The organism is Streptomyces sp. AN091965, assembly GCF_022698285.1.
Lineage (GTDB): Bacteria > Actinomycetota > Actinomycetes > Streptomycetales > Streptomycetaceae > Streptomyces.
This window is the reverse complement of the sequence record NZ_JALDMY010000001.1, coordinates 7,029,057-7,052,728: the sequence shown is the minus strand read 5'-3', so window position 1 is coordinate 7,052,728 and position 23,672 is coordinate 7,029,057. Positions and strand designations below refer to the sequence as shown.

General features: G+C 71.3%; 17 protein-coding genes. 3 read left to right on the top strand and 14 right to left on the bottom strand.

What is annotated here, in order from left to right:
• Positions 1 to 3: 3 nt before the first annotated feature.
• The 6 genes from MQV74_RS30125 to MQV74_RS30100 all read right to left on the bottom strand — a co-directional run bounded on the left by MQV74_RS30125 (position 4) and on the right by MQV74_RS30100 (position 7,134).
• Complete coding sequence (locus MQV74_RS30125) at positions 4 to 1,593, bottom strand: solute symporter family protein (RefSeq protein WP_242724665.1); 1,590 nt, start codon at positions 1,591 to 1,593, stop codon at positions 4 to 6.
• A complete protein-coding gene (locus tag MQV74_RS30120) occupies positions 1,590 to 2,087 on the bottom strand; it encodes a DUF485 domain-containing protein (protein WP_242724663.1) in 498 nt (165 codons plus the stop codon). Before MQV74_RS30120 ends, MQV74_RS30125 begins: the two co-directional genes overlap by 4 nt.
• A gap of 112 nt (positions 2,088 to 2,199) precedes the next feature.
• Positions 2,200 to 2,907, bottom strand: a complete 708-nt coding sequence (locus MQV74_RS30115; RefSeq protein WP_374120804.1) for a response regulator — start codon at positions 2,905 to 2,907, stop codon at positions 2,200 to 2,202.
• Between the two features lie 146 nt (positions 2,908 to 3,053).
• Positions 3,054 to 4,202, bottom strand: coding sequence for a sensor histidine kinase (locus MQV74_RS30110; RefSeq protein WP_242724656.1), 1,149 nt, complete (start codon positions 4,200 to 4,202; stop codon positions 3,054 to 3,056).
• A 32-nt stretch (positions 4,203 to 4,234) separates the two neighbouring features.
• A complete protein-coding gene (locus MQV74_RS30105) occupies positions 4,235 to 4,723 on the bottom strand; it encodes a CcdC protein domain-containing protein (protein ID WP_242724654.1) in 489 nt (162 codons plus the stop codon).
• Positions 4,724 to 5,019: 296 nt separating this feature from the next.
• Positions 5,020 to 7,134 carry a DNA gyrase/topoisomerase IV subunit B gene (locus tag MQV74_RS30100; protein WP_242724652.1) on the bottom strand — a complete coding sequence of 705 codons (2,115 nt, stop codon included), beginning with the start codon at positions 7,132 to 7,134 and terminating at the stop codon, positions 5,020 to 5,022.
• 453 nt (positions 7,135 to 7,587) lie between these two features.
• On the opposite strand from MQV74_RS30100, the gene MQV74_RS30095 reads away from it, so the two are divergent.
• On the top strand, positions 7,588 to 7,818 hold the full coding sequence (locus tag MQV74_RS30095) for a DUF7455 domain-containing protein (protein WP_138962214.1): 231 nt from the start codon (positions 7,588 to 7,590) through the stop codon (positions 7,816 to 7,818).
• Between the two features lie 338 nt (positions 7,819 to 8,156).
• Here MQV74_RS30095 and MQV74_RS30090 read toward each other — a convergent pair whose 3' ends face one another.
• From MQV74_RS30090 to MQV74_RS30055, 7 genes are all read right to left on the bottom strand, one after another.
• The gene (locus MQV74_RS30090; RefSeq protein ID WP_242724650.1) at positions 8,157 to 8,987 is read right to left on the bottom strand and encodes a S1 family peptidase; all 831 of its coding nucleotides are present in this window, start codon (positions 8,985 to 8,987) and stop codon (positions 8,157 to 8,159) included.
• 181 nt (positions 8,988 to 9,168) lie between these two features.
• Entirely contained in the window at positions 9,169 to 10,716 is a 1,548-nt protein-coding gene (locus MQV74_RS30085; protein WP_172386539.1) for an RNA polymerase sigma factor, read from the bottom strand.
• A gap of 547 nt (positions 10,717 to 11,263) precedes the next feature.
• The gene (locus tag MQV74_RS30075; RefSeq protein WP_242724641.1) at positions 11,264 to 12,151 is read right to left on the bottom strand and encodes a FadR/GntR family transcriptional regulator; all 888 of its coding nucleotides are present in this window, start codon (positions 12,149 to 12,151) and stop codon (positions 11,264 to 11,266) included.
• A gap of 241 nt (positions 12,152 to 12,392) precedes the next feature.
• Positions 12,393 to 14,396 carry an ATP-binding cassette domain-containing protein gene (locus MQV74_RS30070; protein WP_242724639.1) on the bottom strand — a complete coding sequence of 668 codons (2,004 nt, stop codon included), beginning with the start codon at positions 14,394 to 14,396 and terminating at the stop codon, positions 12,393 to 12,395.
• 208 nt (positions 14,397 to 14,604) lie between these two features.
• Positions 14,605 to 15,366 (bottom strand): NUDIX hydrolase, encoded by a 762-nt coding sequence (locus tag MQV74_RS30065; protein WP_242724631.1) that lies wholly within the window; start codon positions 15,364 to 15,366, stop codon positions 14,605 to 14,607.
• A gap of 119 nt (positions 15,367 to 15,485) precedes the next feature.
• Positions 15,486 to 17,438 carry a glycogen debranching N-terminal domain-containing protein gene (locus MQV74_RS30060; RefSeq protein ID WP_242729231.1) on the bottom strand — a complete coding sequence of 651 codons (1,953 nt, stop codon included), beginning with the start codon at positions 17,436 to 17,438 and terminating at the stop codon, positions 15,486 to 15,488.
• Between the two features lie 414 nt (positions 17,439 to 17,852).
• Positions 17,853 to 19,514 (bottom strand): DUF4192 domain-containing protein, encoded by a 1,662-nt coding sequence (locus tag MQV74_RS30055; RefSeq protein WP_242724629.1) that lies wholly within the window; start codon positions 19,512 to 19,514, stop codon positions 17,853 to 17,855.
• A 133-nt stretch (positions 19,515 to 19,647) separates the two neighbouring features.
• Here MQV74_RS30055 and MQV74_RS30050 point away from each other — a divergent pair, with 133 nt between their 5' ends.
• Both MQV74_RS30050 and MQV74_RS30045 read left to right on the top strand, forming a co-directional pair.
• Entirely contained in the window at positions 19,648 to 21,837 is a 2,190-nt protein-coding gene (locus MQV74_RS30050) for a RecQ family ATP-dependent DNA helicase (RefSeq protein WP_242724627.1), read from the top strand.
• Between the two features lie 219 nt (positions 21,838 to 22,056).
• Positions 22,057 to 22,722 (top strand): hypothetical protein, encoded by a 666-nt coding sequence (locus MQV74_RS30045; protein WP_242724625.1) that lies wholly within the window; start codon positions 22,057 to 22,059, stop codon positions 22,720 to 22,722.
• A gap of 238 nt (positions 22,723 to 22,960) precedes the next feature.
• Here MQV74_RS30045 and MQV74_RS30040 read toward each other — a convergent pair whose 3' ends face one another.
• The gene (locus MQV74_RS30040) at positions 22,961 to 23,626 is read right to left on the bottom strand and encodes a hypothetical protein (protein ID WP_242724623.1); all 666 of its coding nucleotides are present in this window, start codon (positions 23,624 to 23,626) and stop codon (positions 22,961 to 22,963) included.
• Positions 23,627 to 23,672 lie beyond the last annotated feature (46 nt).

Below are 23,672 nucleotides of genomic sequence, written 5' to 3'. Positions count from 1 at the left end.
CGGCTACACGGCGCCCGCCCCGGTCAGCGAACGCACCTCCGTCTCCGCGTGCTTGGCCTCGTCCGCTCCCTCCGCCGACGTGACCGTCCCGAGCCAACCCGCGACGAAGCCCAGCGGGATCGAGACGAGCCCCGGGTTGTCCAGCGGGAAGTACTGGAAGTCGACCCCCGGGAACAGCGAGTCCGGGCTCCCGGACACCACCGGCGACAGCACCACGATCACCAGGGCGGGCAGCAGCCCGCCGTACACCGACCACACGGCGCCCCGCGTGGTGAACTCCCGCCAGAACAGCGAGTACAGCAGCACCGGCAGATTCGCGGACGCGGCGACCGCGAAGGCCAGCCCCACCAGGAACGCCACATTGAGATCCCGGGCGAGCAGGCCGAGCCCGATCGCGACGGCCCCGATCCCGGCTGCGGCGACGCGCGCCACCGCCACCTCGCTGCGCTGCTTGGTCCGCCGCCGCAGGGACGCGTACAGATCGTGGGCCACGGACGCCGAGGAAGCGAGCGTGATCCCCGCGACCACAGCGAGGATCGTCGCGAACGCCACGGCGGCGACCACCGCGAAGAGAACCGTTCCTCCCGTGGAATCCGCGCCCCCGCCCAGATCGAGCGCCAGCAGGGGCACCGCCGTGTTGCCCGCCGCGTTCGACCCGCGGACCGCTTCGGAGCCGACGACCGCCGCCGCCCCGAACCCGAGCACGATCGTCATCAGGTAGAAGCTGCCGATCAGGCCGATGGACCAGACGACGGAACGGCGGGCGGCTCGCGCGGTGGGCACGGTGTAGAAGCGCGAGAGGATGTGCGGAAGCCCCGCGGTGCCGAGCACGAGGGCGAGCCCCAGGCTGATGAAGTCCAGCCGGGCCGTCCAGTCCCCGCCGTACTTCAGCCCGGGTGCCAGGAACGCGCTTCCGTGCCCGCTGCGGTCGGCCGCCGTACGCAACAACTGATCGAAGTCGCCGTGGAAACGCATCAGGACCAGCACCGTCAGCGCGATCGCACCACCCATCAGCAGCACCGCCTTGACGATCTGGATCCACGTGGTGGCCCGCATCCCTCCCAGCGACACATAGATGACCATGAGCGCACCGACCCCGATCACCACCCACGTCCGGGCGGCATCACCCGTCTCCCCGAGCAGCAGCGCCACCAACGAGCCCGCACCCACCATCTGCGCCACCAGATAGAGCACGGACACCGTCACCGAGGACGTACCCGCGGCGATGCGCACCGGCCGCTCCCGCATCCGCGCCGCGACGACGTCGGCGAGCGTGAACCTGCCGCAGTTGCGCACCAGTTCCGCCACCAGGAACAGCACGACCAGCCACGCGACCAGAAAGCCCACCGAGTAGAGCAGCCCGTCATAGCCGTACAGGGCGATCAACCCGGAGATACCGAGGAACGACGCAGCCGACATGTAGTCCCCCGCGATGGCAAAACCATTCTCCATGGGAGAGAACAGCCGCCCGCCCGCGTAGAACTCCTCCGCCGAACCCTGCCTGTTACGGCTCACATAGGTCGTGATCGCCAGCGTGATCGCCACGAACACGCCGAACAGCACGAGCGCCAGCGTCTGATGGTCACCGCTCACCGCTCGGCCCCCTGCCTCAGCTCCCGCTCTCTGTTCTGCTCGAACACGGCCCAGCGCAGATCAAGCGCCGCCCGGTCCCGCCGCAGCCGGGCATGCCGGGCATACGCCCAGGTCAGCAGGAACGTCGTCAGGAACTGTCCGAGCCCAGCCAGCATCGCCACGTTCACCGCTCCGGCGACCGGCCGCGCCATCAGCCCCGGCGCCGTCGTCGCCGCCACGACATACGCCAGGTACCAGGTGAAGAAGGCGGCCACCCCCGGGACGACGAACCTCCGGTAGCGGCGGCGCACTTCCTGGAACGCCGCGCTCGCCTGCACCTCCAGATAGATGTCGGCCGCGCTCCCGTGCCGCCGCGGCGCGGTGGCGGGACCCGTGGGGGTCGGCGTGCCCGTGCCGTCCAGCTCGCCCCAACCCGCTGCGAGCTCGTCGTACCACGGATCCTTCAGGTCACCGGGCCTGTCACGCCCGGCATCGCGGCCGTCGTCCTTGTCCACCGAACTCTCCTTGTCCGCAGCCATGTTCGGCCGCGAGCCCAAGGATGGGCAGAAGGGGAAGATCCGTCCCTCCTCTCTCCCCGCTCTTCACCCCATCAGGTGACGGTGATCCTCACCTGCGGGTACTCCCCGGCAGCTGCGCGAGACCGTGCCGGTAGGCGTAACGCACCGCCTGCGCACGGTCCTTGAGGCCCGCCTTGGCGAAGAGATTGTTGATGTGGGTCTTCACGGTGGCCGTGGAGACGTGCAACGCCCGTGCGATCTCCTGGTTGGTCAGCCCCTCTGCGATCAGAGCGACCACCTCCGTCTCCCGCAGCGTCAGGCCGTCCGGCGGCTCCACCGGCCGCACGGACCGCTCCGGCTCCGAAAGCCGCTCCAGGAGCCGTCTTTGGATCTCTGGCGAGAGACCGGCCTGCCCCGAGAGCACATCCTCGATGGCCCGCACGATCTCCTCGCCACCCGCATCCTTGGTGAGATAGCCCCGCGCCCCGGCCTTGAGCGCGGGGAACAGCGACTCGTCGTCGGCATACGTGGTGAGCACCACCACCTGCGTACCCGGGTACTCGGCGCGGATCCGGCGGGTGGCCTCCGCCCCGTCGCAGCGTGGCATGCGCAGATCCATCAGCACCACGTCCGGCGAGAGCTCACCCACGAGTCGCACCGCCTCCTCGCCGTCGCCCCCGGCCCCTACGACCTCGACCCCGGGCAGCAGCCCCAGGAGCATCACGATGCCCTCACGCACCACGGTCTGGTCATCGACGACGACCACGCGCGCGGGCGCCTTGTCCTCTCTCCCGCCTCCCTGGCCCGCCGACCTCACCGCCCCGGCCTCGGCACCCACGCCTATTCCAGAGCCACCACTTGTCCGTGCCCCGAATCCAGCCCCGGCGCCCAGCTCGGCACCAGCACCAGCACCAGCACCAGCACCAGCCACGGAAGCGCCGTCGCGGCGCCCGTCGTCCCCTGTCATCCCGGCACCCTCAGCCTCACGGCGAAGCCCTCGTCCTCCGGCCCCGTCTCCAGCGAGCCGCCGAGCAACTCGGCACGCTCACGCATTCCCAGCAGACCGTACCCGGCTCCCGATGCCGCGAATTCCCCCGGCGCTCCCCCCGAATCGGTTACATCCAGCGCGACTTCCCCCTCTCCGTACGCGAAGCACACAGTCACCTTGGCTCCCGGCGCGTGCTTCCGTACGTTCGTCATCGCCTCCTGCGCCACCCTTCGCACCGCCTGCGAAGCCTCCGCGGGGAGGGCCCGCCGTTCCCCGGTGACCGCGACCGCCGCACCGTCCGTCCGGGCGAGCTCCCTCAGGAAGTCCTCGACGGGTGTCATCTCGCCACGCAGTGCCGACAGCGCCTGCCGCGTCTCGGCGAGCCCCTCGGCAGCCATCGCGCGCGCCGCCACGACCCGGCCCAGAACTTGCTCCCGGTCCGCGTCACGCTCGATCAACAGCCGGGCCGCCTCCAGGTGGACCAGCTGTGCGGAGAGGCTGTGCGCCAGCACGTCGTGGATCTCCCGGGCGATACGGGTGCGCTCTCCCAGAGCCGCCGACTCCGCCTCCGCAGCCCGCGCGGCCCTCTCTTGGGTGAGCAGCCGCTGCGCGTTGCCCCGTGCCTCGGCGTCCATGCGCAGGACATACCCGGCGAGGCCGAGCCCCACAGTGACAGCCGCCGTGGTGGGCCAAGGGTCCTCATTCACCGCAGCGAACGCCCCCAGTGACGTCAGCGCCCCGATCACCCCCACGGCAAGGGGCAGCCGCTCCAGCGCGAACATCGCGCAGGCGCACCACAGCACGGCCGCGGGTGTGTCGAACCCGGTCCCCTGCGCCGCCACGCCCGCCATCAGCAGCACGCCCCACGACATCAGGGCCGGCCATATGCGCCGCTCCAGCGTGACGTGGATGAACACCGCCGCCGCCCCCGCACAGAGAACGATCACGAACAACGCCAGCGCGAGGCCCCAGCCAGGCATCTCCCGTCGCGCGAAGGTGCTCCACAGCAGCATGCTGATGAACACCGCACGCACGACCCAGGTGAGCAACCGGCGGGGCCGTGTCAGCTCCTCCTGAGTGAGCGCCTCCCGCGCGGGCCATCGCGTCCAGATGTCACGCGTCACGCCCGGTCCTTCCCCTTGGTGCGGCCACCGTGTCACCGTACGGCGCCGGTGAGTGCCGGGCCCGAGCGGAGCGTGTGGGCCCGCAGCTCCAGAAGGCCGGCGCGCACCAGCAGGGACGCCGCCAGGGCGAGGAGCAGCGCGCCAGTGCCTTGGTGGATGCCAATGAGCAGACCTATGCCCATGAGCCCGAGCCGCGAGGCGATGCCGACCACCCACACCACAGCTGTGGCCTTGGTGCCGCGGCTCCAGACCGACCCGTCCTGCTCGGCCCAGACATGGCTGGTGCGGGCCCAGGCGACGCCCATCAGGAGGCCTATGAGCACCTCGCCACTGAGCAGCGCGAGCGACTCCGCCCGGTGGCTCGGGTCGATGAGGCCCGATTCCCGCAGGCCGCAATACGCGAGCACAGCGGGCACCAGCCACCAGCGCCGGGCGTCGGCCAGTCGCTGCGGCTTCATCTGGCGTATGACGACGAGCGCTATGACTGCGGGGATCAGCAGCGCTTGGGCGAACCCTGACATCACGGCCTCCGAGGACGTGCGCGAACGATGAAGTACGACGTCATCGAAGTTACGGACTCGGCCCGGCCGCGAGATCGGAGCAGGGGTGGATCAAGGGTGGATTAGCTGCCTCCACCCGAGGGTGGAGACACCCGACGTGGCGGGTCGGCGGGCATGGCGGGTCGGCGGACGGACAACGCCCAGTCGACAGCTCGCCTGCCAGCCAGCAGACCACCGGCGTGCCGCCTGACGGACTCTGCCTGCCCGACACCCAGCTCGCCCCGCCCCGCCCCGCCCTACCGGCCACCGGCCCGTGCCTACGCGTCGATCCGCGAGCGGTCCAGCGTCGCCGCGGAGCTCGTGATGAACTCCTTACGAGGAGCGACCTCATTGCCCATGAGCAGGTCGAAGACCTGCTCGGCCGATTCGAGGTCGGTGATGTTGATGCGGCGCAGCGTGCGGTGGCGCGGGTCCATCGTGGTCTCGGCCAGCTGATCGGCGTCCATCTCACCGAGGCCCTTGTAGCGCTGGATGGAGTCCTTGTACCGCACGCCCTTGCGCTCGAACTCGAGCAGGGTCTCCCGCAGCTCGCGGTCCGAGTACGTGTAGACGTACTTGTCCTGGCCCTTCTTGGGCTGGGTCAGCTCGATGCGGTGCAGCGGCGGGACGGCGGCGAAGACGCGGCCGGCCTCGACCATCGGCCGCATGTAGCGCTGGAAGAGGGTCAGGAGCAGGCAGCGGATGTGGGCACCGTCCACGTCGGCGTCGACCAGCAGAATGATCTTGCCGTAGCGGGCGGCGTCGATGTCGAAGGTCCGGCCGGACCCCGCTCCTATGACCTGGATGATCGCGCCGCACTCGGCGTTCTTGAGCATGTCCGAAACGGACGACTTCTGGACGTTGAGGATCTTGCCACGGATCGGCAGAAGGGCCTGGAACTCGGAGTTCCGGGCGAGCTTGGCCGTGCCGAGCGCGGAGTCACCCTCGACGATGAAGAGCTCGCTGCGGTCGACGTCGTCGCTGCGGCAGTCGGCGAGCTTCGCCGGGAGCGAGGAGGACTCGAGCGCGGTCTTACGGCGCTGGGCGTCCTTGTGCTGCCGGGCGGCGATGCGCGTCCGGGCGGCGGCGACGACCTTCTCCATGACGGCGCGGGCCTGCGCCTTGGCGTCCCGCTTGGTGGAGGTCAGGAACGCCTTGAGTTCCTTGGCGATGACGTTGGCGACGATGCGGTTGGCCGCCGACGTGCCGAGGACTTCCTTGGTCTGGCCTTCGAACTGCGGCTCGGCCAGACGGACGGTCACGACGGCCGTCAGCCCCTCCAGGGCGTCGTCCTTGACGACGTCGTCCTCGGCGACGCGCAGCAGCTTCTGGGTGCGCAGCACCTCGTTCACCGTCTTGGTGAGGGACCGCTCGAAGCCGGTGACGTGGGTGCCGCCCTTGGGCGTGGCGATGATGTTGACGAAGGACCTGATCGACGTGTCGTACCCGGTGCCCCAGCGCAGGGCGACGTCCACGCCCAGCTCGCGGGTGACCTCCGTCGGCGTCATCTGGCCGTGGTCGTCGAGGACCGGAACGGTCTCCTTGAAGGTGCCCTGCCCGGAGAAGCGCAGGACGTCGCAGACCGCCTTGTCCTGTGCCAGGTATTCACAGAATTCGCTGATGCCACCGTCGAAGCGGAAGGATTCCTCACCCTTCGTGCCGCCCTCGCCGAGGCCGTACTCATCGCGGACGACGATGGTCAGACCCGGCACCAGGAAAGCGGTCTGACGCGCGCGCTGGTGCAGGTTCTCCAGGCTGAGCTTGGCGTCCTTCAGGAAGATCTGGCGGTCGGCCCAGTACCGCACGCGAGTGCCGGTGCGGGCCTTGGGGACCTTCTTGACCTTGGTCAGGCGCGCCGCCGAGTCGAAGGCCGCATCGGGACCCGCCTTTGCGAACGCACCGGGAACGCCACGTCGGAAGCTAATGGCGTGTGTGTGCCCGGCACGATCCACTTCGACGTCCAGACGGGCCGACAGGGCGTTCACCACGGAAGCGCCCACGCCGTGCAGACCGCCGGAGGCCGCGTACGAGCCGCCGCCGAACTTGCCGCCCGCGTGCAGCTTGGTCATGACGACCTCGACTCCGGAGAGCCCGGTCTTCGGCTCGACATCCACGGGGATACCTCGGCCGTTGTCCCGGACCTCCACGGAGGCGTCGTCGTGCAGGATGACCTCGATGTGGTCACAGAACCCGCCCAGGGCCTCGTCGACGGAGTTGTCGATGATCTCCCAGAGGCAGTGCATCAGGCCGCGGCTGTCCGTCGAGCCGATGTACATGCCCGGACGCTTGCGGACGGCCTCGAGCCCTTCCAGGACGAGCAGGTGCCGCGCGGTGTAGTTGGAACCGTCCCGGTCGGCTCCTGTCAGCAACGCTGTGGACGTCTCGGCGGTCACGCGGTTCGCTCCTCGCTGAATTTCAAGGGAGGCCCTTGGGGGTAAGGGCTCGGCTTCTGCTGCCGGTGAGAGGGTACCGAGGCCTGGTAGAGCCGTTGTCACGCCACCCTCAAGTCAACCCGCACCAGGTCCAGACTAGTCCAGAAGCGTACGCGTGTTCGATCCCTCGATGGAGTGAAGCGCACGTCACGTTCCCTTCCAGGCATGAACCATTTAGGCTCCGGGCACGTCCTCATGAACAACCGGCAAGCCAGCCGGCGAAGGACCTGACCTGACAGACAGCGCGAAACCGTACGACACGTAAGACACGCAATACGGCTCATTCGCCGCCAACCGGCAGCAGACAGCCTCCTCGAAAGAAAAAATCGAGGAAAAGCCACGAGCGGGAACGTTTTCGGGCTGGTTGGATGTTGACCCTGGTACGACAGCTCGTCGAGCTAGAGAAGAGGCGACGTGACTACTGTTCTGACCCCCGCGAGCCCCCTGACGGCCGCTGACCGCTGCGACCGCTGCGGCGCCCAGGCATATCTGCGCGTCGTCCTGCTGAGTGGCGGTGAACTGCTCTTCTGCGCCCACCACGGTCGCAAGTTCGAGCCGGAACTCAAGAAGATCGCCGCCGAGATACAGGACGAGACGGAGCGCCTGACGGCCGTGCCGGCCAGCGTGACCGAAGAGGAACGCTGACGCCTCGCACCCACGACGAGCGAGCGCCGGACCACCAGACCGGCACGGGCGGCTACCCCTGCAACCCAGGGGCAGCCGCCCGCTCTCATTCCCGGCCCCTGCCGGGCCATCCACGCCCCGAGCCGCCAGGGGACCCGCCGGGCACTGCCAGGGGCCTGGGCGAGGCCTCCAGGGGCCACACAGCGTCTCCATTGCAGGCCTCCTGGGCTCGCAACTCCGTCTCGTAACGCGATCCGGAGCCACCCAGCCTTCAAGGGCGTCGCTGCAGCCCTTCAAGCGGCCAGCGGCCACCCATGGGGCGCCAGGGGCCCTCCTGGGCCCCCAGCCCACCGCAGCTCCTACACGTACCGCTGCACCACCCGAGCAACGTCCGAGACGCGCGTATAGACCCCGGGGCTGTCCGCCCGGCCGCAGCCGCTTCCCCACGACACCAGGCCGATGAGCCGTCCGTGGGCGACCAGCGGCCCACCGCTGTCTCCCTGGCAGGCGTCCCGGCCCCCCTGCGGTTCGCCCGCGCACAGCATCGAAGAGCGCGTGTACGTCCCGTCGACGCTGCCCCGGTAGGCCCGCTCGCACACCGAGTCCGCCAGCACCGTCACGCGCGCGGAACGCAGCGTGCGCGCGTAGTGACCCATCCCCGTCGTATCGCCCCAGCCGTACACGGCAGCGCCCGTGCCCGGCTCGTACGCGGTGTCCCCGGCACGCGCCATGGGGATCGCCTGGGTCTTCGGGAGCGGCTTGGACAAGGTGAGGACCGCGACGTCACCGGCGTTCGTGTACGGGTCGTACTCGGGATTGACCCATACGTCCTGCACGGGGATCTCACTGCCCGCAGTGCCGTCCAGGTCCTCACGGTCGGCGATCACCCTGAGGTCCTTCATCTCTCGGAAGGGCACGCCGAGCACCTCCTCGCCCATGCAGTGGGCCGCGGTCAGGACCGTCGACGGCGCGACCACGACACCACCGCAGAACTGGCCCGAGCGCGTACCCCCGAACTGGTCACGGCTGGCGAGCGCCACCGCCCACGGGCTGTCCGCCACCCGCGCGGGCGCACCTCCGACGACCACGCTGTCGGCCGCCACAGGCGGCGGGGAAGCCAGCGGCAGGGCTGCCACCGCGGCCCCCAGGGTCAGCGTTCCCACCAGCGCTCGGGCGAAGGGACGACGCATGCGATCTCCTCACTCTGGGTTGCCATCGCGTACCCAGAGTCAACTACCGTCGCGCGCGCCGCACACTCTGCCACGCGGACAGACGAAAGACCCGGGGCCCTTCCCTTGCGGGAGGGACTCCGGGTCTTCCGGTTGTCCTGCGACGCGGCCCGGTGACGTGACGAGGCCGAGAAGCCGGGATCTAGTCCAGGTAGTCGCGCAGGACCTGCGAGCGCGACGGGTGGCGCAGCTTCGACATCGTCTTCGACTCGATCTGACGGATGCGCTCACGCGTCACCCCGTAGACCTTGCCGATCTCGTCGAGGGTCTTCGGCTGACCGTCGGTGAGACCGAAGCGCATCGAGACGACGCCCGCCTCGCGCTCGGACAGGGTGTCGAGGACGGAGTGCAGCTGCTCCTGGAGGAGCGTGAAGCTGACGGCGTCGGCCGGGACGACGGCCTCGGAGTCCTCGATGAGGTCACCGAACTCGCTGTCGCCGTCCTCGCCCAGCGGGGTGTGCAGGGAGATGGGCTCGCGGCCGTACTTCTGGACCTCGATGACCTTCTCCGGGGTCATGTCGAGTTCCTTGGCCAGCTCCTCCGGGGTGGGCTCGCGGCCCAGGTCCTGGAGCATCTGGCGCTGCACGCGCGCGAGCTTGTTGATGACCTCGACCATGTGCACCGGGATACGGATGGTGCGGGCCTGGTCGGCCATGGCGCGGGTGATCGCCTGACGGATCCACCAGGTGGCGTACGTGGAGAACTTGTAGCCCTTGGTGTAGTCGAACTTCTCGACCGCGCGGATCAGACCGAGGTTGCCCTCCTGGATGAGGTCCAGGAAGAGCATGCCGCGGCCCGTGTAGCGCTTGGCCAGGGAGACCACCAGACGGAGGTTGGCCTCCAGGAGGTGGTTCTTGGCGCGGCGGCCGTCCTCGGCGATGATCTCCAGCTCGCGCTTGAGCTTCGGCGCGAGCTTGTCGGCGTTGGCGAGCTTGTCCTCGGCGAACAGGCCGGCCTCGATGCGCTTGGCGAGCTCGACCTCCTGCTCGGCGTTGAGCAGGGGGACCTTGCCGATCTGCTTCAGGTAGTCCTTGACCGGGTCGGCGGTGGCGCCGGCCGCGGCGACCTGCTGCGCGGGCGCGTCGTCCTCGTCCTCGTCGGACAGGACGAAGCCCTGGGCGCCCTCCTCCGCGGGCTCGCCCTCGCCGGGCTTGCCCACGGCGGGCGTCTCCTCGGTGGCCTCCTCGTCGAGGAACTCACCGGCGTCCTTCTTGGAGGCGGTCTTCTTGGCCGTCGTCTTCTTGGCGGCGGTCTTCTTCGTGACGGTCTTCTTGGCCGTCGTCTTCTTGGCAGCGGCCTTCTTGGCGGTGCCGTCCTCGTCCACGCCTTCGGCGGCCGACTTCGCGGAAGCGGCCGTGGCGGTGGTCTGCTTCACGGTGGTGGTCTTGGCCGCGACCGTCCTGGTCGCGGTGCGCTTGGCCGGACTCTTCGCTGCGACGCTCTTGCGGGGGCGCTTCGGCTCCGCGGCACTGACCATCAGCGTCACACCCTCTTCCTCGAGGATCTGGTTGAGGCTGCGCAGAACGTTCTTCCACTGAGTGGCCGGGATCTGGTCAGCTTCGAAGGCACGACGCACGTCGTCGCCGGCGATCTGCCCATCAGCCTTTCCCCGCTCGATGAGCGCCATCACAGAGACGGATTCGGCAATCTCCGGCGGGAGCGTACGGGATGTGCTGGCCGACACGAACAACCTCTCGGAACGTTGGAAAACGGCTTCCGGCCCCGTCCACCATGGATCGGAGCCGACGACCGACGGCTGGGGATTGTGCCGACGGCGCGGGCGGGACCGTGGAGCTGCACAGCGCCGTGAACGACGTCTGTATTCCCTCCTCGGCTGTCACCTCTTAGGTCATCGCGCTGCCTCTGGGAGCGTTACGCCCAATCTACGTGGCCCGAGTCACACCCCGTATGCGTCTAAAAACGTCCAGATCCGGTCAGAGTCGACGAGCATCCGGCGAAGAGTGGTCGTACCTTCAACCATTAGCCCTTGACTACGGCCGTTTCTTCGGGGCTGCCGACACGTTTCCTCACGCCGGGCTCGCGCATCCCCAGGCCCGGCGAGCGCATGCCTGCGCCTCCGCGGCTCCCGTCCCGAGGCTGCTGCGCCCGTGTCGCCGGGCCCCCGGCCCCGGACAGGGCCCCGGGAGTCCGGCGACACGGGAGCGGTCAGCGGAAGGGGAGGCAGCGAAACGATGCTGCGCGGCGCGCACGGCTGCGGTGCCGACGCGGATGCGCGGTCAGTGCTCGCGAGGGGCGGGCACGACCCGCTCCACCTCCGGGTGGACGGTCAGGAGCTGGCGCGTGGCGGCCTCGGCGGCGGCTCCGTCGCCCGAGGCGAGGGCGTCGACGATCCGGCCGTGGTGGGCCAGCGAGGCCTCAGTGGGGCGGTCACAGCCGGTGACGGGGCCGCCGGAGACCTGAAGGGCGGCCGAGACGATGCCGGACAGGTGCTCCAGCATGCGGTTGCCCGCGACCTGGATGAGCAGCGAGTGGAACTCGGCGTCCGCGCGGGCGAAGGTGATCGAGTCGCCCTGGCCGAGCGCGTGCCGCATGATCTCGACCATGTCGGCGAGGCGCTGCTGGATCTCTTCCCGGCCGTGCCCGGCGGCGAGCCGGGCCGCGAGCGGCTCGATCGTCCAGCGGAGCTCGCTGAGCTCGCGGCGCTGGTCGTCGCGCTGCGGGCCGAACGCCCGCCACTCGATGATGTCCGGGTCGAGCAGGTTCCAGTCGCTGACCGGGCGCACGCGCGTGCCGACGTTGGGGCGGGCGCTGACGAGGCCCTTGGCCTCCAGGACGCGCAGGGATTCGCGGACGACGGTGCGGGAGACCTCGAACCGCTGACCGATCTCCTCCGGGACGAGGGGCCGGTCGGCGCCCAGGTCCCCGGAGACGATCATCTGGCCCAGCTGCTGGACCAGTTGGCCGTGCAGTCCGCGGCCGCGGCTTCCGGCCGCTCGTCGGCCCACGCGGGCCAGGTCCTGGTCGGCGCTGTCCCAGGCGGGCGCGACCACGCGGTCGGCGCCGTGGGCCTCGGCGTAGGGGTAGCGGTCGAGTTCGCCCGGGCCGGCGAGGCCGGTGTCTGCGGAGCGGGCGGTGGTCATCATGGTGTGCGCAAGGGTACTCACGGATTCAGTTGTCGGCCTGGCCCCCAAGTCCCTTGAGGTCTTTGGTGAAAAGCACACGAAAGGGTGATCGCTTACCTCGCTGCAATTGACGCCTTATCGGAAAGAAGTGGCTGTCCTGCGAAGACTTGCGCACAACGCGGGGCCGAAAGGCGGCAGACGCTCGTCAGCGGCCCGATCAGGAGACCGACACGCGTCGACGGCCGCGGCCCGTCCCCCGTGCTCGCCGAAGGCGGCGGAGGCGTCAGCGCGCCCGCCCACGGACCGCCGTCAGCAGGTACGCGCCGAGCAGCGCGACGAGCGACAACATCAGCGCGCTGCCCACGGGTTGAGCCACCACCCTCAGCCCTCCGACGACGTACCGCTCGGCGCCGAACGGCCACTCCACCAGCGTGAGCTCTCGCAGCCGCCCCGGAAATCCAGCGGCCGATCGAACGGACGGCCCTTCCAGCGCCTTCTGTACGAGCGGTACGACGACGATCGGCACCGCGAGCACCGCGGCGAGTCCAGCGGTGGTGGACCGGAAGACTCCGGCAGCCAGCACTCCGGCCCAAGCGCATCCGATCATCAGGGAAATCCAACTGACGCTCGCCGAAAGCCAGTCGGAGGGAACTTCTGTGAGCTCGCCTCCGTATACCAGGTGGAGCAGCAAGGCGTCGCACCCCACAGTGAGCCCGGCGAGCAGCAGCGCGGTGGCGGCGGCGACGGCGAGCTTCGCGACGAGCAGCCCCAGGCGGCGGGGCACGGTGCCGCGATCCGCAGCGAGGGCGGGGTGGCGGAACTCCTCACCGAAGGCGAGCGCGCCCAGCAGCCCGGCACCCAGGGCCGCGGGCGGCAGTGGAAGTTCGCTGGGCCACGCAGCGAGCAGGTGCAGCTGCGGCGTGCGTCCGGTCCGGGCGAGGAACAGGCACAGGAGTGCGGACAAGGCGATCACCGCAGCCGCCGTGAGGTATCCGGTGCCGACACCGGCGGCGCGGCGCACCTCGTAGCGCAGCGGACGCAGCGGGTTCGGTGCCGTGCGCAGGGCGATGGGAGGGGGCAAGGGAGACGACGGGGACTGCGGTGCGCTCGAAGCGCGTGGCGTACTCGAAGCGCGTGGCGTACTCGAAGCACAAGGCGCGCTCGAAGTGGCGGCATCGGTGTCCGGCGCCGGAGAAGTGCCGCCGGTGGCGGGCGAGTGCTCGACCGCCGTGTCGTACGCAGACGTGGGAGCGGCTTCCTCGAGCGACTCTCGCCGCTCACCCGAGGCGCATACCGCGGAGCTCACGGGCCTCTGCTGCGCCGCGGGGCCGCTCTGCGCGCCCGGCCCGCCTTCGAGCGCCGCCCTACGCCCCTGCCCTACCGGCGCCCGCTCCCGCGCATCAGCCAGGGTGTGGCCCGCGTCCCCGACTTCGTCGGCAAGTTGATGCACGAGAATGCCGTGGCGGAACGCGGCCTCCCCCACCTCCCCGCATGTACTTCCGTAGACCGAAAGACGGCTGCCGTCCTCCTGCACCACCTCGACGGACCGGTGCCGCGAGCGGGCCTCCTTGGCGATCAAGGCGGCGAGACGTGCGGCATGCGGGCTGCGCACGGCGACCCGGGGCCTGAGCCGTGTGCGGGCGAACTCCGCCGCGTCCTGATCCGCGACGAGCCGCCCCGCGTCCAGGGCGACGACCCGGTCGGCGGTCCGAGCCGCTTCCTTGGTGTCGTCCGTGGTGAACAGGACCGTGCCTCCCCGCGCGGCATGGGCCCGCAGGATGCCGTGCAGCCAGTCGCTCTCGCGGGCCGAAAGGCTGCCGGTGGGCTCGTCCAGAACGAGGGTGTGCGGGTCCGCGAGCAGCGCACAGGCCAGCCCGAGGCGGCGGTCCATCCCGCGGGAGAGCGTGCCGAGGCGCTGCTCACGCAGGCTGACGAGCCCGACCCCTTCGAGTACGTCATCGGCGCGTGTGACAGGCGCGCCCACCGCGGCGCAGAGCATGCGCAGATGGCCTCTCACCGTGCGGGCCGGGTGCCCCGGGACATCACCGAGCAGGACGCCCACCTCGCGCGACGGGTGCGCGATGCGGTGCAGCTGCCGCCCTCTGAAGTAGGTGACGCCGCGCCCCTGTTGGAGTTCGAGCATCAATCTGAGCGTCGTCGTCTTGCCTCCGCCCGAGGCGCCCAGAAGCGCGGTGACACGGCCCGTGCGCGCTTGGAAGGAGACGTCGTCGACGGCGGGCGGGAGGTCCTTGCGGGGGTTGCTGGTCAGTCCGATGGCCTGGATCATCGCTTCTCTCGCAGGATGTGCGACCGCTCGCGGGCGGGACCGGTCCGCCGGATCGGGGACGGACGAGCCCCGTGGGTACCGCAGCAAGATAACGCGACATTTCTGGCTTTTCGCTCAGGGCATGGACTGCGGGTGTCAATCCCCAGCCCTCATGCGGCCGACGACGCGCCCACGCCGGACAGCGGGCAGCCGTCGAACCCGGGCCGGATCAGACGTCGGGCCTCAGCATCGGCGGGTTGAGGAGCGTCGCGCCTCCTGCGCGGAAGAGCTGGGCCGGGCGGCCGCCCTGGCGCGTCGTCGTCCCCCCTGTGGGCACCAGGAATCCCGGCGTGCCCGTCACCTTCCGGTGGAAGTTGCGCGGGTCGAGGGCGACACCCCATACCGCTTCGTACACGCGCCGCAGTTCGCCGACCGTGAACTCCGGCGGGCAGAACGCCGTCGCCAGCGAGGAGTATTCGATCTTCGAACGGGCGCGCTCCACTCCGTCCGAGAGGATCTGCGCATGGTCGAACGCCAGCGGCGCGGCCTGCTCCCCCTCTCTGCCGTACCCGCCCTGGTGGAGCAGGGCCTCGACCGGGGCCCAGCGCGCGCTGTGCGCGTCACCGCCGGGACGGGGCGCCGGCAGGTCCGGCGCGAGGGCGAGGTGGGCGACGCTGACCACACGCATCCGCGGGTCGCGCTTGGGGTCGCCGTACGTGGCCAGCTGCTCGAGGTGCGCACCATTGGCCTGAACCGGACTGTCCGGGTCGTGGGCACAGAGCCCCGTCTCCTCCACCAGCTCGCGCGCCGCGGCCGCCGAGAGGTCCTCGTCCGCCCGCACGAAACCCCCGGGCAGTGCCCAACGCCCCTGGAACGGCGGCTCACCACGGCGCACGGCCAGGGCGCACAGGGCGTGACGGCGCACGGTCAGCACGACCAGATCGACGGTGACAGCGAAGGGCGGGAAGGCCGACGGGTCGTAGGGCGACATGCCGCGATCATAGTCGTCTGCCTGACGATAAACACCTCCTACACCATCTGCTTCCGGCCCCGCTCTCTGAGGCCCTCCCGTCCGGCCCGTCGCACCCGTGGTGCCGTGGCTCAGCAGCATCACACCCCCAACTGCAGCCCGTCGGCCGCCTCCTCCACCATGGCGAGGCCGAGCCTGCTGACACGTACGGAGAAGGGCGCGCCCGACACGCGCAGCGCCGTCAGGCCCAGCTCTCCCAAGGGCGCACTGCGGACCGGCCGGAGCGTCACCGTGCCTGCCGGAGCGTCCGGGCGGATCCCGGCCAGCACGGTCAGGAGCTGCACTCCGGCTGCAGCGCTGACGGCCGCGGGGCGGCAGGCCGCGGGGTGTGGGAGCGGTGCGCTCCCGGCCACCCGCTGCTCGCCGCCGTACATCTCCGGCAGCCGGAACCCGAAGGCGGCAGCGGCGTCCAGCGCTCCTCGCAGCAGCGCACCGGCTTCCTTCTCGTAGCCCGCCGCCGCCAGGCCCGTGACGGCCGTGGCCGTCTCGTGGACCCGGACCGCCCCACCGCGGTGTCCGAAGGGGTTGTACGCCGCTTCTTTCGAGCCCAGGCTGCGCAGGCCCCAGCCCGAGTCCATGGCAGGCCCGCCAAGGAGCCTCGCGACCTGCTCGGTCTGCACCTTGTCGAGCAGGCCGGGGGCGACCTCGCCGGATCCGAGGAGCCCCGTGTCCAGGAGGTGGGCGGCACCGCCGGTGAGATGCGGCAAGGGCCGCCCGTCGGGCTCGAGTGCCACGGCGGGCCTGCCGCCCGTCCGGTCCTCCACCCAGAACGCCCTCTGGAACCGGGTCCGCAGCCGCTCCGCCCACTGCCGCAGCTCCGCTCCTCCCGAGCCCTTGAGCGCGTCGAGGAGGTCGGCCCCCAGCAGCGCCGCCCGGTGCGCGTGCGCTTGGATCTCGCAGCGCACCGGCCCGTAGGGCGGGGAGGCCGGGTGGGCATCCCGCACGAATTCCCCGGCCGCGCTGCCTTCGAGGAGCCACCGCAGACAGCGCTCCGCCGGCACCAGCAGCTCCGCGACGTCGGCCTCCGGCATCCCCCAGCGCCACGCCTCGGCGAGAAGGGTGGGGAACAGCAGGGTCGCCTCCACTCCCGTGCACCCGGGCGGCAGATGGGGGCCGGTGTCCCGCATCGGCCCCGGAATCATGCCCGCGCTGGGCCCGGAGCGGGTGAGCTGGTCGCGGGCGAGCGCACGCAGCGTGCTCTCCGCGAGCCGGGTGCCGAGCGGCAGGACCATCCGCGCGGCCGTGAGGGCCTCGGCGGGCGCGAGGCCGCACCGCCAGGGCGCTCCGGCGGCCACGTACAGGTCCGCGGGGTGGGCCGGGTCGCGCAGCAGCAGGGCCCTGAGGTCCGCCACCGAGGTGTCCAGCAGGCGCTGGACCGTGGGGTCGTCCCCGGCCGCTTGGGCCGAGGACAGAGGGCTGGTCACGCCGTGCCCCACCGGTCTCAGGGGCCCCGCGCCGTGCGGTCTTACCCGCAGCTCCACGCTCTGGCTGCCGCCCGGTGGCAAGTGCACCTCCCAGCGCAGCAGCCCCGCGGAGGCCAGCGCGTCCTTGGGCGCCGGGACGGCCGTCACCACACAATGGCCTTCCCCGGAGGACCAGCGCATGCCCGAGTCGTGGACGCTGGCGGGCAGTTCCGGACCGGCGCGGCCGGACGCGACCGCGCCGAGCTCCGCCAGGTCCGTGCCCAGCGACACCTCGACCGGCAGCCTCAGGGGGCGGCTGGCCGAGCTGTGCAGCGTGATCCTTTCGGTGCCGTCGGCATGTCGGGTCCGCTCCACGACGACGTCCGGGTCCGGCCCTCCGTCCGCCGAGGGGAGGAGAGCTGCCACGAAGCGGGCGCTGTCCGCCGAGAGCATCCGCGCCTGTACGGCGATCGGCTCGCGCCCGGCCACGCGTACCTGGCAGCGGGACAGCATGCGCCGGCCCGCGCGATAGAACCCTTCCAGTCCCTGGCCGTTCAGCTGCCCCTGGTCCGTGGAGACGGCGAGCGCGGGAAGGGCGACGCAGACCAGCGCGTCGTGCACGGGCGGCAGCGCGGCGGAGCGACGCGGCCCGGGGCCGGGCGCGTGGCCGCTGGGTGGGCGCCTGGGGGCCGACGCGGGTGCCCGGAAGGCGTGCGGCTCCGGGCCGCCGCTTCTCTCGGGCCAGGGGGAGACGGGAGACGAGGCGGGAACGGACATGGGGCAGCCACTTCTGCGTTCTCTGCGCTACGGAGACTCGGTCACGGAACAGCGTCACGACGAGGACGCGGGTACCGCCACTCAGGTGAACGGCACGGGACCGCCCCAAGTCACGCATGTGTTCCAGGAAGCCGCCCATCCGGCGGTGCATGCGCATGGCGGACTGCGCCGCACGTGTCAGGAACGAATGCTTCGGCCGGGGACCGGAGACTGCCGTTGGCCGGGGCTTGGCCGCCGACTCCGACCTGGGCCCGACCGCCGATGTGGTCACCGGTCGCGCCTCGCGCCACGGCGGACCGTGTCCCGTCGGTTCCGTGGTCCCGTGCCCGCGCCGCCGACGGGTCGGGAGCCCGGGCCAGAAGCGGGTCGGGAGCCCGGGCCGGAAGTGCGAGGCGGGCGCCGGCGTCCACGGGGCGCCGTCCTGACGCCGACGCCGGCCCCTGCGTGATCAAGAGGGTCGGTGCTGTCCGGACGGTCCGGTGAGCTCCCGGGCGGCGTGACTTCCGGCGCTCCGGGGGCCTTCTGGTCCTCGGCCTCTTCAGTCTTCCTGGGCTCCTCAGCGCCCATGTCAGGCTTCTCGGCGTCCAGGTCGGGCTTCTCAGTACCCACGCCGGGCTTCTCAGCGCTCGCGCCGCCCTCTGCATTGTCGCCCTCCCGACGGTCGCGCTCCAGCACCTCAGCGCGCTCGGCTCCGCTGGTCTCGGCGCTCCTGGTTCCGCCGACGTTCGCGGCTGCTTCGGCGTACTGCCGGACGTCGGATCGGACGGGGCTCCGACCTTGTGCCGTCGCGTCCCGTTGAGCGCGCTCGCCACGCAGAATGCGGCGGATCGGCTCCGGGTCGTCATCCGCGCTGCACGCCGGGTGCAGGAGCAGGGCGAAGGCGTAGTGCGGATCGGCGATCAACGCCATGGTGAGCGCTTCCTGCCCTTCGGCGAGGTCGCCGAGGGACCAGGCCACCCAGCCCGCGAGGGTCAGCGGAGCGGCGGCGTGTTCTCGGTACTCCCGGACGCAGCGCCGGGCCAGGGCGCGCCAGAGCCTGAGGGCCGGAACCGCCTCGTCCCCTTCCATCCACTCGGCGGCGCGGTCGCGGGTCGTGCGGTCCTGAAGCCCGAGGATCAGCGCGGCGGCCTCCTCGTGGCCGACCAGCTCGTCGTCGTGGACGTCGGCTTCGAGCGTGTCGGCGATGGGAGGTGCGGCGGCCAAGCGGGCCATGACGCGACCGGCGAGTTCGAGGGTCTCGGCGGCGACTTCGGCGTGACCGCCGTCGTCGAGGATCCTGGGTACGAGTGCGCACGCCGTGTCATGGAGCACGCGCGCCTGGTCGCTTGCGGCGGCGGTCCGCCAGGGAGCGAGCCGGGCCCTGATCCGCCCCTGCGCGGGACCGACCTGGAAGCCCGCGTACACGGTGGCGGCAGCCAGCACCGACGTCCCCGCCGGGAGCAAGGGGGTGCCTTCGGAGGGGCAGCAGCGCTGGTCCGGGCAGCAGTACGTCCAGAAGCGGCCGTCGGAGACGCACACGACTTCGAGGACGGGAACGTCGAGGTCTCCGCACTCGGTACGCAGTGCCTGGGCCAGCGGCCTGAGGCGCTCCATCACCTGCTGACCGGAAGCGTCCCCCGCGAACGCTTCCGGCTCCTGGCAGAGGAAGGCGACGACTCCGTCCGGCCGGGCCTCGCGCCGCTCGCATCCGCTCACGAGGCACTGGGCCAGCTGCTCGGCGACGGACGGCCAGTCGTCCGGGCGCTCCGGGATGCCGAGGCGCGCCCGTCCGCCGAATCGGCCTCGCGGGCCATGCAGGGCGATGAGGACCACGCTGTTCTCGGGCCGGAAGCCAAGCAAGTACGGCAAGGCGTCGGCTAGTTCGGCGGGCGTGCGAAGGGTGACGACGGTCTCGTCGATCGGGTCTGCTGATTCGCTGCGATGGGTCATGTGCCGACTCTGCACCGGAATCAATGTCTCCGGTTATGGCTGTGGATAACCCTGAGCAGGGCCACGCCAAGAGTTATCCACAGTCTGGCGGTCGCGTTCGCCGGATGTCCGACCCATCAGGTTGCATGGAGCCATGAGCAACGAAGACCTGCGCACGGCGGCCGACGCCGTCCTCGCCCGCCTCGTCGGCGGCCCCTCCCCCGCGTCCGACGGGACGCGGCCTCCGGACGGCCCGCGTCTGCGCGAGGACCAGTGGAAAGCCATCGAGGCGCTGGTCGCGGAGAAGCGGCGCGCGCTCGTCGTGCAGCGCACCGGCTGGGGCAAATCGGCGGTGTACTTCGTTGCGACCGCGCTGTTGCGGGAGCGCGGCAGCGGTCCGACCGTGATCGTCTCTCCCTTGCTCGCACTCATGCGGAACCAGGTCGAGTCGGCGGCACGGGCCGGTATCCGCGCCCGTACGATCAACTCGTCGAACACCGAGGAGTGGGACACCATCCAGGCCGAGGTCGCGGCGGGCGACGTCGACGTGCTGCTCGTGAGCCCGGAGCGGCTCAACAACCCGGAGTTCCGCGACCAGGTCCTGCCCAAGCTCGCCGCCGCGACCGGCCTGCTGGTGGTCGACGAGGCCCACTGCATCTCCGACTGGGGCCACGACTTCCGGCCCGACTACCGCCGACTGCGCACCATGCTCGCCGACCTCCCGCCCGGCGTCCCGGTCCTGGCCACGACAGCGACGGCCAACGCGCGCGTGACCGCGGACGTCGCCGACCAGCTCGGTACCGGCGGAGGGTCGGACGCCCTCGTCCTGAGAGGGCCGCTCGACCGGGAGAGCCTGAGCCTCGGCGTGCTCCAACTGCCGAACGCGGCGCACCGTCTGGCCTGGCTAGCTGACCACCTGGGCGACCTGCCGGGTTCCGGAATCATCTACACCCTCACGGTCGCCGCTGCCGAGGAGGTCACCGCTTACCTCCGCCAGCGCGGCCACGTCGTCACCTCGTACACCGGCAAGACGGAGAACGCGGACCGGCAGCAGGCGGAGGAGGACCTGCTCGCCAACCGCGTGAAGGCCCTGGTCGCCACGTCCGCGCTCGGGATGGGGTTCGACAAGCCCGACCTGGGCTTCGTCATCCATCTCGGCTCACCCTCCTCGCCGATCGCCTATTACCAGCAGGTGGGCCGCGCCGGGCGCGGCGTCGACCACGCGGAGGTGCTGCTCCTGCCCGGCCAGGAGGACACGGCGATCTGGAACTACTTCGCCTCCCTGGCCTTCCCGCCCGAGGAGCAGGTGCGTCGCACCCTGGAGGTCCTCAGTCAGGCGGACCGCCCCCTGTCACTGCCCGCCCTGGAGCCGCTGGTCGAGCTGCGCAGATCACGCCTGGAGACGATGCTCAAGGTCCTCGACGTCGACGGTGCGGTGCGCCGGGTGCAAGGAGGCTGGATCGCCACGGGCGCTCCCTGGACGTACGACACCGAGCGCTACGCCTGGGTCGCCAAACAGCGGCAGGCCGAGCAGCAGGCCATGCGCGAGTACGCCACGACCACGTCCTGCCGCATGGAGTTCCTGCGCCGCCAGCTGGACGACGAGGAAGCCGCGCCGTGCGGCCGCTGTGACAACTGCGCGGGAGGTCGCTTCGACGAGGCCGTCTCGTCCACGGCCCTGGATTCGGCGCGAGGTGAGCTCGCCCGGCCCGGTGTGGAGGTCGAGCCCCGCAAGATGTGGCCCACCGGACTCGCCGCCGTGGGCATGACCCTCAAGGGCCGCATTCCCGCTGGTGAACAGGCCTCCTCGGGCCGGGCTCTGGGACGTCTGTCGGACATCGGCTGGGGCAACCGCCTCCGTCCGATGCTCGCGCCCCAGGCGCCGGACACCCCGGTGCCCGATGACGTCACCAAGGCCGTGGTGGAAGTACTGGCCGACTGGGCCAAGGGCCCGGGCGGCTGGGCGTCGGGCGGCCCCGACGCCGGGCCCCGGCCGGTGGGCGTGGTGACGATGCCCTCCCGCTCGAAGCCCCAGCTGATCCAGTCACTCGGGGCGCGGATCGCCGAGATCGGCCGCCTTCCGCTCCTCGGTGGGCTGGAGTACGCCGCAGAGGCGGCGGACGTACGGGTGCCGAGGAGCAACAGCGCCCAGCGGCTGCGTGCCCTGGACGGCGCTCTGATCGTGCCGCCCGCACTGGCTGCGGCCCTCCAGGAGGCGGACGGCCCCGTGCTCCTCGTCGACGACGCGACGGAGACCGGCTGGACGCTTGCCGTCTCCGCGCGCATGCTCCGACGGGCAGGGGCGAAGGGGGTGTTGCCGCTGGTCCTGGCCGTGCAGGGGTGACGTCCGCATTACCGTGCGATGTCCTGGGCAGGGATATGCAAGACGTATTAGCGGATACTGGTCAGGCGGCTTCAATTGCTCGTTGCCGCAAGCCAGTACGACGGGAAGAATTGGTACCGCTCCCGCGCGGCTCCCCGTGGTCCGGTAGGGCTGTGTCGCGGTGCGCTCCCCCCAGTCCGACCCCGCCCTCCTTGGGGGCGCGTAGCCGAAGGGAGGACCGTGACCTTCGGATTCGCTCCGTCCGCTGCGGCGTCGGCATCGGATTCCCTGGCCGCTGCCGCGACGACCGACACCGGTCGACAACCGACCCGGATGCTTGAGCCCTCAGAGTGGTCGGCCGCCGAGATCCCCCTGCTCCGGAACCCGCGCGAGGTCGTGAGCGGACTGCACGCCCGGCACCGGCCCACCCAGGCCACCGCGATCGTGGCCGTGCTCGATCCGGAGGAGCGGATCAGAGCCTCCGCGTCGTTCGCCCGACGGGCGAGCGCGGTGGACGGATGGGTGTTCCGTAACGCGCTGCTCGCCCAGTTGCGCCGGGTCATCCCCCACGACCTGCGCCGCCGCACGCCGGTGCGCACCGCCGTACTGCTCTACTGCCGTGACGGGGACGGGCGTTGGACGCAGGAGGACGGCGCGTGGATGTGGGGGCTGCGGGACGCCTGCACGCTGCACGGCCTGCGGTGCGGGGCGTACATCACGCTGACCCGGGAGGGTTGGCAGGTCCTCGGCGAAGGCCGCGGGGGGCGTAGGCCGAGCGCCGGTTCGCCGCCCGAGGACCTCGCCGGTACGGCCCACGCCCCGGGTGGAACCGCGGCGGGCGATCCGCGTCAGCTGCGGACCGGGGGCGCGGCGTCCGAGATGTCGCGGCGCGTGGCGGCACGGTAGACCTCAGCGGCGCAGTGAGGGCCAGGCCGCGCGTGATGACGCGTCGAGGCCTAGGCGACGTGGTGAAGCCATACGGCAGTCGACCACACCGCGAAGTGCCGCGCGACGCGGCCCCTGAGGCCCCACGCGCATCGGCGCACCGCTGCAGGGCAGGGGTGAGCGCAGTGCGGCACCCCTACGGCTGTGGATCCCCCGGGCCGCGGCGTACGCACCGCGGCTCGCCCGCCGGGCGGGAGCGTCAGACGCTCGCGCCCAGCATGGCGTTGATGCGCTGCGGGTCGCCGCAGACGATCAGCAAGGCGCCGGCCCGGCCGAGCGCCGCGGGCAGGGCCGCGATCTCGGCCTCCTCGCTGCCGCCGTTCAGCGCGACAACGACTGCGGGGCGGGCCGTGGCGCGGGACAGGGCGACGGCGTCGGCGTAGAAGACGTCGTCACCCGCCTCGTGCTGGGCCCAGTAGGCGTCCTCGCCGAAGGACAGCTCGTGCGTGGCCCACGGGTGAGGCTCGCCGGTGGTGACCACCAGGACCTCACCCGGAGCACGACCCGAGTCGAGCAGCAGATCGACGGCTTCCTCGGCGGCGTCGAGGGCGCCGTCGGCGGAGGCCGGGATCAACTGGATCTGCGGAGCCGCGGCGCTGTCGGCCGAGGCTTCCGGGGCGACCGGAGCGGCGGGCCCCGGCTTCACGGCCGGGGCCTGCGGCCCTGGCTTGACGGCCGGCTCGCGCGTCGCGCGCTGCGCGGGCGGCATCGGCCGCGCGGGGCCGGGACGGCCGGGGCGCGACGGAGCCGCGGGACGCGGACCGGGTACGGGGCGAGGGGTCGGCGCGGTGCGGCTGTTGGCCGAAGCGGCGCGGGGACCCTGGGCACTCTCGTGAATCTGAGGCTCCTCGGGAATGAGAGGCATGCGTTGTTGTCTATCAAACGCCGATGCGACGCGCGTCGGCGGGTGG

Coding starts and splice junctions, on each gene's coding strand:
- MQV74_RS30105 (WP_242724654.1), bottom strand. CDS start 4,723: ATGTCAGGGTTCGCCCAAGCGCTGCTGATCCCCGCAGTCATAGCGCTC.
- MQV74_RS30040 (WP_242724623.1), bottom strand. CDS start 23,626: ATGCCTCTCATTCCCGAGGAGCCTCAGATTCACGAGAGTGCCCAGGGT.
- MQV74_RS30050 (WP_242724627.1), top strand. CDS start 19,648: ATGAGCAACGAAGACCTGCGCACGGCGGCCGACGCCGTCCTCGCCCGC.
- MQV74_RS30065 (WP_242724631.1), bottom strand. CDS start 15,366: ATGTCGCCCTACGACCCGTCGGCCTTCCCGCCCTTCGCTGTCACCGTC.
- MQV74_RS30090 (WP_242724650.1), bottom strand. CDS start 8,987: ATGCGTCGTCCCTTCGCCCGAGCGCTGGTGGGAACGCTGACCCTGGGG.
- MQV74_RS30055 (WP_242724629.1), bottom strand. CDS start 19,514: ATGACCCATCGCAGCGAATCAGCAGACCCGATCGACGAGACCGTCGTC.
- MQV74_RS30070 (WP_242724639.1), bottom strand. CDS start 14,396: ATGATCCAGGCCATCGGACTGACCAGCAACCCCCGCAAGGACCTCCCG.